Annotated in this window: 7 protein-coding genes; 1 reads left to right on the forward strand and 6 read right to left on the reverse strand. The window is 41.8% G+C overall.

All coding sequences use genetic code 11. The features are described 5' to 3' along the window. Positions 1-43 precede the first annotated feature (43 nt). The 6 genes from GD630_RS10275 to GD630_RS10300 all read right to left on the reverse strand — a co-directional run bounded on the left by GD630_RS10275 (position 44) and on the right by GD630_RS10300 (position 11,489). Positions 44-2,371, reverse strand: a complete 2,328-nt coding sequence (locus GD630_RS10275) for a beta-galactosidase (protein ID WP_182505764.1) — start codon at positions 2,369-2,371, stop codon at positions 44-46. An 88-nt stretch (positions 2,372-2,459) separates the two neighbouring features. After that, a complete protein-coding gene (locus GD630_RS10280; RefSeq protein WP_143868929.1) occupies positions 2,460-4,025 on the reverse strand; it encodes a DUF4874 domain-containing protein in 1,566 nt (521 codons plus the stop codon). 28 nt (positions 4,026-4,053) lie between these two features. Continuing rightward, on the reverse strand, positions 4,054-5,364 hold the full coding sequence (locus tag GD630_RS10285; RefSeq protein ID WP_143868927.1) for a SusE domain-containing protein: 1,311 nt from the start codon (positions 5,362-5,364) through the stop codon (positions 4,054-4,056). A 16-nt stretch (positions 5,365-5,380) separates the two neighbouring features. After that, a complete protein-coding gene (locus GD630_RS10290; protein WP_004325012.1) occupies positions 5,381-6,895 on the reverse strand; it encodes a RagB/SusD family nutrient uptake outer membrane protein in 1,515 nt (504 codons plus the stop codon). A 12-nt stretch (positions 6,896-6,907) separates the two neighbouring features. After that, a complete protein-coding gene (locus tag GD630_RS10295; protein WP_143868925.1) occupies positions 6,908-10,297 on the reverse strand; it encodes a TonB-dependent receptor in 3,390 nt (1,129 codons plus the stop codon). A 169-nt stretch (positions 10,298-10,466) separates the two neighbouring features. After that, a complete protein-coding gene (locus GD630_RS10300; RefSeq protein WP_143868923.1) occupies positions 10,467-11,489 on the reverse strand; it encodes a FecR family protein in 1,023 nt (340 codons plus the stop codon). Between the two features lie 134 nt (positions 11,490-11,623). Here GD630_RS10300 and GD630_RS10305 point away from each other — a divergent pair, with 134 nt between their 5' ends. Continuing rightward, entirely contained in the window at positions 11,624-12,208 is a 585-nt protein-coding gene (locus GD630_RS10305; RefSeq protein ID WP_143868921.1) for an RNA polymerase sigma-70 factor, read from the forward strand. The last annotated feature ends 92 nt before the right edge of the window (positions 12,209-12,300 follow it).

Below are 12,300 nucleotides of genomic sequence, written 5' to 3' on the forward strand. Positions count from 1 at the left end.
ATAATAATTAAGAGTCGTATTTTATCTATTTACTACGTTTTATTCAATGAAATAAGAAGAATTGTGGACGACCATATACATTTATATCTTTCACCTTTCCTGATAAGAATGAACCTTTACGAACTTTCACGCGAAAAGCCGAAACCTTATAAATTTCTTTCATATCTATAATAACCCGGTGAGGATGGTTAGACTCCACGGCCGCATTCGTATGCCAGAAAGAAGAGATATCTCCATCAAACAAGTTTTCTGCTATTCCCAAGTTCTTATCAGCTTGTTCGCTGCTTACATAAACGACTTCCCATTTAGTTTTGTCAATCGGCTGTCCCTTATCATCTATCAGTTCCACTTCCGAAATGCAGGCCTGATTATCCTCTGTGTAGGAAGACAGAGTCTCTATACAGAAGTGGCGAAGAGTAGTCGCAACCGGTAAATCGAATGACTGCCACTCATTAGTCTCCTGCAAAGTAGTTTTTAATGCAAGATCACCGTCTTCCAGAATCGGAGTGCCTACCACTGCACGACGCTGGCCTTTCTGATAATTCTTATCAATACCCAAACTATCCAGAATGGGTTGATTCAATCCTTGCAAAACACGCTTACCCGTATCTTCCATTTCAAACACTACAATTTCATTTTCTCCCTCTTTCAGCCATGGAGCGGGCAGATAGAGTGTTTGTTGAGGACCGATATTCCAGAAACGTCCCAGAGATTTGCCATTTACCCAGACAGCACCTTTGCCCCATTGACTCATATCCACAAAGCAATCACCTTTCTTCTCTACTGTAAACGTTCCTTTATGGAAAGCAGGAACACCTTTGATGGTTTCGCCAAACTCCATTTCCGAAACTTTTTCTTTATACAGAGGCAATGGAGTAATAGACCATCCGGTCAGCTTTTCATTTCCCCACAAAACTTGGCTGGTGATACCTTTCCGGTTAAACAGTATATCGGGACCATAGTTGACGCGTCCGGTATTTTCTACCAGAATCTCCAGTGTGGCAGGTGTCTTCGGCACATTCAAGGTCACACTGTTCTGATTGTAACGACGATCCAGGCTGGCTACTTGCTTACCATCTATGAGGATCACAGCATAGTCACGCAAATCCTGTATGACAAGTTTCTGTTTTCCCGCTTTTTGAAGTGTGGTCTGATAATGAATATATCCGAAATCAACTCCCAAATCCTCCATCGACAGCACATTTTCAGACTGGCTAGTCTGATGAAATGCAGTCCTTAATGGAGCACTTTCCTTTAATTCGACTGTTGCAAAAGTGGTAGTCGGATTATCTGCCGGAACTTCCGGCAGTACTGTTCCCGCAGGCAGGTATTTCTGAATCACTTCCCTGAATGCATGATATTTGGGATAACAATTTCCCCATTCACCCAAGGGAGCGTCATAATCATAGCTTGTGGGCTGGGGCTGATAACCGCCTCCGGTATTGGCTCCATTGGTATACTCAAAGTTTGTACCACCGTGGAACATATACATGCTGACAGAAACACCGTGGCTCAACATCCAGTCCAGCTGTTCGGCGGGACGTTCATAAGCAACAGAGGAATGTCGTCTGCCCCACTCATCAAACCAGGCCGGATAAAACTCCGCAACAAAATAGGGACCGCCCTTTTGGTACTTATCTACCACTTTGAATATATCTTCACCAAACACTCCGTTCAATGTAGGCAGTGCGCCCTCAACATGTCCGGCTTCCACCTGTCCACCACCGTCGCAGGTAAATAGCGGAACATTGAATCCTGCTTCTTTAATCATATCGCGGATAGCGGCAAGATACTCTTTATCCGCTGCATACGATCCATATTCATTCTCCACCTGCACCATAATAATATTGCCTTCATTATTGATGGTCAAAGGAGACAGTTGTTTGCCAAGTTCTTTGATATATCGTTCACAATAGGACAGGAAACGCGGATCTTTACTGCGATAAGTCATATCCTTTTCTTTCAGCAGCCACGACGGGTAACCTCCGAAATCCCATTCTGCACAGACATACGGACCGGGACGAAGAATCACATACAGTCCCTCTTCCTGTGCCGTACGGATAAATTCCGCAATATCAGCCTGTCCGCTAAAATCAAACTCTCCCGGCTGACGTTCATGGAAGTTCCAGAAGACGTAGGCAGATACCGTATTCAGTCCCATCGCACGCGCTCTCTTCAGGCGGTCACGCCAATACTCGTGCGGAATGCGGGGATAGTGCATTTCTCCACAAATCAACTGGATATCCTTTCCCTCGATAGTAAAAGTACCATTTCCTATTCTAACCTGCTCCTTGGGGGAGGAACAGGAAGAAATTAGAAATGATACTATGATGTTAAGTATAACAAGTACGGTTTTATGATTTTTGTTCATCTTCATTCAAATAAGATGTGAGTTTCGAATACTCCGACCGCAACATGAGATCTGTTCTATACGGTCGGAAGTATTCATCAATTTATTTTTAGAATGTAACTGTTCCGAACAGGTTCACGGCATATTTGTCTGCATCATCATACCAATGAGTCACATTCTCTGTTTTAGCAAACTTAATGGCATATACCGAATTGTATTTCCAATCGGCTACTTTTTCGGGCATCCAGATTCCCACTTTATAGGTTCCGCTCACACCGGCTGCCACACTTCCTTTGATAGTGTATTTCGCAGCCTGATTCGGTTCCTGATCGGTAGCCGGAATCCAGGTCTTAGGATCCACATCCAGTTTGAATTCTTTCACTACCTGACCGCTTTCGGAAACCAGTACGAGATATACCTCTTTCGGATTAATCACCGTAGCAAAACCGGTATTCGTAATCGTCAGATCGTATTCCAAATTTCCACCTTTTGCTTCTACTTTCGATTCACTTTGAAGATTCAGACGATACCTCAAATGGTCGCGTACAAAATCATAGAATGAACGAACAACTTCATTGCCCTCCTCATCTTTGAAGTAACTCTCATCGAACAGAATGTGATTATCATTTAATAAAGCGGGATTTACCTTTACCCGTTTCCAACTCATGATATTCAAATCATAGTTTTGCGTCACATCAAATGCCGAGTAACGGTGTTCACGCAAAATACGCAGTGATTTTATCGGACTAATCAACTCCGCCAATCCCCATTCTGTATCCTCATTATAAGGGATCTCACCGCTCATATAGAAATTGTTCACTTTCACCTCCTCCGTTATCTGCTTGTAATCATCCGTATTAGGAACAAAGTCATTGCCCGGTGCAAGCGGATGTTCGCCAGCTGTAAAATAATCATTCGCATATCCGATGCGTCCACGAGATCCTTCCTGTTCCAGTGTCAACGCTTTCTTATGATTCGGATAACGCATTTCTACACAATAAGGTGCAGGCAAGGCTCTCAATAAAGCACTGACGATTGCATTCTTCGCACTCTGGTCATTCATCAACGGAGAAGTATGCCACTCTCCCCAAGCACCGATAAAACCAACCTGCATGGTAGCAATTTGTCCAATGTATTCATTCAACAGAGGAGTAAGTTGCTCGATGTGCCGGAGAATCCATTGTTTGGATTCGCCACCGGAAGTATTCAGTCCGGCGTGATTGTATGCAAAACGAAGAATGGCTTTATACCCCTGCGCTTTCATCAACTCGAATATCTTGCGGATATTCGACAGAGCTTCAGCATCCAGGTCTTTACTCACCCAGTTAGTTAAGTAGATATATTGCTGTACAAGAGTCAAGTTGTCGTCCTTTGCATCAAATTGCTCTACTTTCTTCGTATACAAATCATTGCCATAAACCTCATAATCATTATATGGACTTTTCATTTGGTCGGCAAGCAAATTACATTCCAAGTGGAATCCCCTATCGGGATTCCTAAGCGACTCGATCGGTACAATATTTCCTGTTACCTCCGGAGTTTCCGGTTCACTCGTTCCGTCTTCTTCTCCATATTGTCCCGCATATACATCTATTGTATCAGAACAAAAGCTACACATAATACCTAATAATAAGGTAGATAATATGGTCATAGTTTTCTTTATATTGATTAACATGATTGATATACTTTTAATTTTCACCCGATTAATTTTCATTGTAGATAAAACGTGCAGGAGCACCGGTTGTCCAAGGACTCCACAATGTTGCCCCTCCATCATGAAGAATACATTGATGAGACATATCATCAGTGACCAACAGATAACAGTACGGTCCGGTATGATTAGTGATTGCATCACCGCTCCATTGACCGGAAGCACACAAATTGAATTTCCAGTCGTTCAAATGCGCCTGTCCTTTTACTGATTCATAATATTCAGGATCTTTCAATACATTCCATTGACCTTCGGCAGTTCCGGCTTCCGCAAACAAATTCTTATATTCCTGTATGGTCGGCAAACGCCATCCCTTAGGTGCTATCTTATCACGAATATCGTAATGATAATGCACCCCATAGGCTTTCACTCTACCTTCTCCGAGCGATGCAGGTGTATTTTTGAAATTATTCGCTTCAATATCTGTACCATCAGCATATTTAGTTGCGCGCAGGTTATCTGCCAACCAAACCAATGACGTTTTATCACTATAAAATATACGAACAACACGGTAAGTAATCTTTTCATCTCCACGAACATCGACGAAGCGCATCATTTCTGTCATATTCAATACTCCGGAAGAACGCGATACCCATTGCCCATCATCAGTCTTCACATTCCAATACACAGAATTGGAAGTCCAACGTTTGATGGAAAGTTTATCGAGCAGTGCCTGAAGTTCTTCATGAGTCAATGATGATTTACCATTCACAACTCCCACACTATGTTCGGCAACCGTCTGTTTCATTTCAGGATCCAGTGAGAAACAAAGCGAGTACGAGGTAGATTCAGGCCATTCCTGGGTATCCCATTCAAACTGCACAGCAGTTTCCGGAGCATTTTCAGCCAAAGAAATCTTAGTCAAATCTTCCGGCTGCACTAATTTGCTAGTCATACGTTTCACCCGAATGGTGCGTGCTTCCGAAGCTGCTGCGGTTATATTACCGGTTTCTTTGACTGTCCAATACAGTACCGCTTCCTGCCCCGCTTTAATTCCCAATTGAGAAAAACTCTGATCGGCAGTCAGTGCAGATATCGCAACAGAAGTCGATTTTCCTGCATCAATTATCACCGGTTCTTTGAATTTCCTGTCAGCACAAATAAGCAGCTTTGCTCCATTTTCCAGAGGTTTCTCCCAAGAGAAACTATATTTCTCAATCGATAAATCATTCAAATCAATGATCGCTCCATCTTGAGGCGCGCTCAAGTAAATATCCGACATCGGAATGATTACATTGTACTTGTCTTCCTTACATCCGGCAAGCAACAAGATTCCTAATAGACTATATAATAAATGTTTCATAATGCTATCTATTTTTTTAGTAACCGGGATTTTGAATTATAATGCCTTGTCCTTCAGTTATCAGATGAGTAGGCAACGGGAATTTCTCATATTTATATTGTCCATCCACTTTCGTTTCTATTTTACCTGTCGGCTGTCCAGCAAATCTTGCTTTGGCAAGTGCTGCTTCAATAAATTTTCCGTGGCGGATCAAATCCTGACGACGCACTCCTTCAAAATAAAATTCATGTCCACGTTCTTCCAACAATTTATCCAGAAAATCTTCTACAGATGAAAAATCACTCAATTGATAAGCTTTTAGTCCACCATGAGTAACCCGCACCTGATTCAACAGGCCAATCGCCTCTTGAGTGATACTGTTTCCATTGCGAACGATAGCTTCCGAAAGTAAAGTCAATACATCCGCATAACGATAGATGGGCATATCTATTTCGCACTTCTCACCTACTACCCCCTCAATTTTATATTTCACCGGAATTGCACCGTAGAAAAGTATACCTGTCGTACCACCGTCACGGTCAAGCGCCCGGCTATGGTGTACGCCCTCCGTACCTGTATATTCACCAATAATTCTTTCACGTCTCTTGTCTTTAGGATCATAAGATTCGTATGCAGGCCAGGATATTTTAAATCCTCCCCAGGCAGTCACCGACATTCCGGCAGGAAGCGGATAGTCAGAAGTCAGTACGTGAGCGAACCATTTCTGTTCCATCACACCGGCCTCGGCCACACATGAGAATATGACTTCCGAATTCTTTTCACCAGATAAAGAGAACAGAGAGTTATAATCGTCTACCAATTTATAACCGTATTCCGGTTTTGTCAATTCTCGTCCTATTTTCTCCGCCTCATCCCATTGCTTGGTCATCATGTAGAATTTCAGCAATAATGTATTGGCCAATCCTTTGGTGAAGCGTCCGTAATTTGTATCTTCATACTTATAGGGCAACACATTAGCTGCATCTTTCAAGTTGGAAACAATGTATTCACGCATAGCTTCTTCCGACAAACGTGGAATAACAATCTCCGCTTCCGGTTTTTGCAAAGTCTCCAGATCGGCGATAGGTATCGGACCATACATATCATACATCAGAAAAGCCAGGAAACCACGTCCGCATTTCAATTCCGCCATATAGCGAGCTTTCAAGGTTTCATCCATATTCACGTCCTTGATGCGATCCATTGTCAAAGTCATGGAAGCCAAATACTGGGAATAGTCATACACACGACGATAGTCACCGTCGATATGCCAGTCATTAGCTTCATACGAATTGTATACGGTAGTCCATCCCCAAGTGTTTTCCACATAATCGGTTACCATTTCCGAAGTCGTCACATAGCCTGCCGCTACTTCAAAAATTCCCCACGGAGAAAACACATAATAAGCACTCGAATTGACCAAAGCATTTACATCTTCAGCATTTTGGGGAAACATTCCCGGATTAATTTTATTATATACTTCCTGCTCCAGCGTACAAGACGAAATGAGGAACAAGAGAGTTGCTATTGCAGTATAAATTGTCTTTTTCATATTCATCACTTATTAGAAAGATATTGATACACCAAAATTATATGAGGTTACATTCGGATATGCATAGGTTCCATTGTCCGTTTCCGGGTCCAGACCTGTCCAGTTAGTAATCACAAACGGATTATTCACGTCTACATATACACGGAGATTCTTGGCAATCTTCTGGCTGATAGGCACTTTATATCCTAATGTAATGCTTCCACAACGAACGTAATAGATAGATTTCACATAGTAATCCCCCCATCCGCTTCCACCTCTGACAAATGTCGGATCTGTGGCTGTCAGGTTATTGCTATTAAAAGCTTTCAGGGCATAAGTAGAAACATTGATACCATTGTCCATACGTGTCCAGCCCTCATAATAACTGGCTCCTCTCTTTCTGCCAGCTTCTCCATAGAAATAGATATTCAAGTCGAAGTTCTTATATCTGAACGAGTTGTTCAGACCGTAGATAATTTTGGGATCACCATTACCCATATATACTTTATCCTCATCTCCCAATACTCCGTTTCCATCGCGGTCTTTCAATTTCATCATACCCGGAACCAAGTCTTTTTGAGCGTCCGGAACTTTTTCTCCCGGTTGCAGGATGCCAAGCGCTTCATATTCCCACCATGCACGAATCGGATCATTTTCTTTTTCATAAGGTTTGGGTTTCCAGTTCGGGTCACGTGTCAGCCAACGGTCATTGTAATGTGACAAGGTTAATGTCGTATCCCATTCAAAATCTTTAGTAACGATATTCACCGTATTCACAGTGATTTCCACACCCTGACTTTGTGTTGATCCTATATTACCCGCTATTTTATTTATTTCATTATAAAAAGGCAATGGTTTATTTGTCACCAACAAGTCTGTAATCTTACGTTTGAAATATTCGGCTGTCAACTTAAACCGGTTGTTGAGTATACCTAGATCCACACCTACATTAAATTCCGTAGTCGTTTCCCAAGTCAGGCTCCTGTTACCCAAATCTGAAGCATATACTCCTGTTGATTCTGCACCTCCGATAATGGCACTTCTTCCCACTTCATAATAGTCGTAAATGCGATAACCGACATTAGAGTTACCCGTCTGTCCATAAGAAGTTCTTAACTTCAACATAGACAACCAGTTTGAAGCCCCTTTCATGAAATTTTCTTCACTTATCATCCAACCGGCTGATACGGACGGGAAATACCCCCAACGATTTTCCGGGGCGAAATTGGAAGCAGCATCAGCACGAACTGTAGCTTCCAGTAAATATCTGCCTTTATACGAGTAATTGGCACGGGCAAACAAAGAAGCAATACTGTTAATAGAAGCCCATGAACCTACAGATGGTTTCTTGTAATTTCCTGAACCCAAACTATTATATCCAAAGCCATCTACAAGAAAATCTTCATTTCCGGCACTCAATCCATCATTTTTAAATTTTTGGAACGAATAACCACCAATAGCTTTCACGTTATGATCGCCAAAGCTCTTGGAGTATTGAGCTGTCAGCTCCATCAGATAGGCAGTACTTGTTTCCTGCGAAATATCCGCTCTTCCGTTTTTGGTCTTTCCCTGCAAAGTTGTCTTAGGCAAATAGCTGGAACGTTTCTGGAAACTACGGTCGACACCTAACTGCAACTTCACTTCCAAGTCTTTCAACGGTTTCACGGATACGAATGCAGATCCTATGATCCGGTCTTTTACCGTATTATCCTTAATATCCAACAAAGACACCGGATTCGCAACGAAGGGACGTTTCGGATCAATGAAATAATTTCCTTCAGAGTCATAGATAGGAATTGTAGGATTGGATTGGATAGCACCGGTCAATACGCCGGAATATTCATTGGCATTGTCTCCCAGAGGAACATTGTCATACTTATTCTGCGAGTAAGTAGCAGTCAGTCCGAAAGAAACATATTCACTCAATTCTTGATCCAGATTCAAACGGGCAGAAAAACGACTGACGCCATTATTCTTGACAATTCCTTCTTGGTTCATATAGTTGACAGAAGCCAGATAACGAGTTTTCTCCGTACCACCATTCACAGAAAGATTGTGCTGTTGCGTATATCCATTGCGCATCACCGCATCCAACCAATCGGTACCGCTAGCAGTCAATATTTCATCATTATTGAAAGTGGGTTTATATTGAGTAGGCGGAGTGTCCTGCTTCTCAACATATCCTTCATAAATACCCATTCCGTTCAACTTTAACCACTCTTCATGCATCTGTTTATTATACATATCCATATACATACGAGTATCAAGCATCTTGTAGTTGGAACGAGCTACCTGCACCGACCCCATACCGGAATAAGTCACTCTGGGCTTTTGACTTTTACCACGTTTGGTGGTAATCAAAACAACTCCATGTCCGGCACGCGCACCATAAATAGCTGTGGAAGCAGCATCTTTCAACACAGAAATGGATTCAATATCATCCGGATTCAATGATTCCAGTACATTATCAATATTACCCGATTCATAGAAACCATTACCAGAACTTAAATTGGAAGTAGAAGATACCGGGAAGCCGTCGATTACAAATAAAGGTTCATTACCAGCACCGGTAGACGCTTCTCCACGAATACGAAACTTCGCCTCACCACCCGGCTGTGCAGAAACCTGGTTCACACGGAACCCCGCTGCTTTACCCGCCAACGCACGAGATACATTCGGTACGGTATTCATCTCCACATCTCCCATGTTTACCATAGAAACGGCACCTGTCAATGTCTTCTTGCTCTGTGTACCATAACCCACCACTACCACTTCATCGAGTTGTTTGGAATCTTCCTGCAAAATGATTTTCATATTTTTTCCGGGTTGCACGGCAACCGTTTGAGACTGATAGCCGATATAGGAGATATCGAGCTGTGCCTTCGATGAAGAGACGGATATTTTGAAGTTCCCGTCAATATCTGTTATCGTACCGTTACCCTGTACTCCTTTTTCTAATACACTGGCTCCGATAATCGGCTCCCCCTGTGCATCTGATATAGTACCGGATACGGTTATTTTCTTTTCTTGTTCAGGAGACTGTGCCTCAATGGATAATATAATCTTCTTGTCTAGTACCGAATATTTTACATTAGTACCGGAAAAGATTTCTTTCAACACACTAAAAATGTTGCTTTTATCAGCAGAAACTGATACGCGACGATTCAAATCGACATGCTTATTATTGAAGAAGAAATCAAAATCAGACTGCTCTTCAATTTCTTTTAGAATGTCCTCCACCCGCTGATTACGTACATCAATACTGATTAAAGCCTTTTGAGCGTAACTATCGGCTGCATAAGTCAGTCCGATAGAACATACTAAAAACAAAACCAATAGTCTCATAAATAATGGGATTTTCTTTGAGGTTAGCCAAAGTGACTTTACCACCCATAAAAATTGGATGCTAAAATAATTTTGCATAATTTTGTAATGACTTAAAGTTAATAAAAAGTTTATCTAAGCTTGTCGCCAAACAAGCATCAAAAAGATTTACCGATTTCCATACGGGAAGATACGCCAATATCATCCCGTATGTTTTTTGTTTAAGGGGGTCTGCCTTTCATTGTATTTTTGTTTTAAGGTTGTTCAATCAATATATTTCTATCTTACTCTTTTCATCTTTTATATCCGGCGAATCAAGATAACGCCAACGGATTTGAGAAGAAAGCTGGAAATATTCCAGAATACGCTCGAGGCGTTGATTTGTAAACGTACCTGTAAATGAGTCTCCTTTCAAGCGGTCGTTTTTAATAATGAATTCCACATTATACCGCTTCTCCAACATTCGTAATCCCTCTTCGAGAGGAGTATTTCTAAATATGATTTTTCCCTCTTTCCAAGCTATTTCCGACTCACCGGAGGTGGCATAAAGCTGCACTTTACTGTCTCTTGTATCATAGACCAGCTTCTGTCCTGGGTCCATCAATACCTTTTTCGAGCCATTGTCAGATGAATAAATAAAACCTATCTTTCCTTCAACCAATGTTGCTGCAATCCGGTCCTCTTTTTCATAAGCCTCTACATTAAAATGAGTTCCCAGTACTTCGATCTGTGATTGGTGGGAAGTAGAAACTATGAACTTCTTTTCCGGGTTCTTGGCTACTTCAAAATAAGCCTCTCCCTGCAATGTTACATTTCTCGTGTCGCTATCGAAGCGTGAGGGATAACTCAAGGTAGATTCGGAATTCAGGAAAACCAATGTGCCATCGGGCAATGTCAGAGAAGTCATCATTCCGGGATTTGTTTTCACTTCCATCATTTGTGCCAATTCCTGTTCGCTTCCTCCCCAATGTTGTACCATCAGAGTAACGAGAAGTGGAATGAACAGCACTGCTGCCGCACGTTGCGCCCATTCCCACCATGTCGTTTTCCTTTGTCTGTTACCTGTCATTCTACTTTTCACCTTTGTCAATGCTTTCTCTGTGTCGACTTTCGTCATGATGTGAACGGTATCTGTAGCAAGATAGAGAGCATGTATCTGTTTGGCCATCCGCCGGTTTTCTTCCGACTCACCCATCCACATCTCAACCTGTAGACGCTCTTCTTCCGTTACCAGTCCCTCACAATAACGGGGAAGCAATTCTTCTATTGTATTTTTATCAGTCTTATCCATATTCGTATTTTATTGCCTTTTACTATAAGACAAGAGAGACTTATGGGATTCCTAAACCAAATCTCATTTTTTTTCAGAAAATCTTTGTTTTCTTATAAAAAAGCTATATTTGCAGTGAAATATCAAACTAATACATGAAAGAAGTTCACCTATCAGAAAGCAATTTCCTATTATCTGCTATACAGCGAGGCGACCAAAAAGCATTCGATGCACTGTTTCGGAGATATTATCCGGCACTGTGCGCCTACGGCCATCGCTTCGTCGATCTGGAAGATGCGGAAGAAATTGTGCAAGATTCTCTTTTATGGATTTGGGAGAACAGAGAAAATCTGTTTATCGAAACCTCGCTTAGTTCGTACCTCTTTAAAATGATATACCGCAAAGCTCTGAACAAGCTTGCACATATTGACGCCACTCAACGTGCCGACACTCGATTTTATGAAGAAATGCAGGAGATGCTACAAGATACGGATCTTTATCAAGTCGAAGAGTTGACACAACGTATCAAAAATGCCATTGCCACATTACCGGAAAGTTACCGGGAAGCTTTTGTGATGCATCGGTTCCGGGATATGAGTTATAAAGAAATAGCGGAAATTCTAGGAGTATCTCCCAAAACAGTAGATTACCGCATTCAACAAGCATTAAAGCAACTACGCGTAGATTTAAAGGATTATCTGCCTTTATTGCTACCATTTCTAGTTCATCCCTTGCGATAAGGCAGAGCCAACGCAGTGACAACATCTTCTATACCTATAATCAAGGAATAATTCTTAATTTCTTAATTAACAACAGAAGGCATCCCAAATCT

Source organism: Bacteroides zhangwenhongii (assembly GCF_009193325.2).
GTDB lineage: Bacteria > Bacteroidota > Bacteroidia > Bacteroidales > Bacteroidaceae > Bacteroides > Bacteroides zhangwenhongii.

Bases quoted from the DNA above. Each gene is read 5' to 3' on its own strand.
- GD630_RS10305 (WP_143868921.1), top strand. From the start codon at position 11,624: ATGAAAGAAGTTCACCTATCAGAAAGCAATTTCCTATTATCTGCTATA.
- GD630_RS10300 (WP_143868923.1), bottom strand. From the start codon at position 11,489: ATGGATAAGACTGATAAAAATACAATAGAAGAATTGCTTCCCCGTTAT.
- GD630_RS10285 (WP_143868927.1), bottom strand. From the start codon at position 5,364: ATGAAACATTTATTATATAGTCTATTAGGAATCTTGTTGCTTGCCGGA.
- GD630_RS10295 (WP_143868925.1), bottom strand. From the start codon at position 10,297: ATGCAAAATTATTTTAGCATCCAATTTTTATGGGTGGTAAAGTCACTT.
- GD630_RS10280 (WP_143868929.1), bottom strand. From the start codon at position 4,025: ATGTTAATCAATATAAAGAAAACTATGACCATATTATCTACCTTATTA.
- GD630_RS10275 (WP_182505764.1), bottom strand. From the start codon at position 2,371: ATGAACAAAAATCATAAAACCGTACTTGTTATACTTAACATCATAGTA.
- GD630_RS10290 (WP_004325012.1), bottom strand. From the start codon at position 6,895: ATGAAAAAGACAATTTATACTGCAATAGCAACTCTCTTGTTCCTCATT.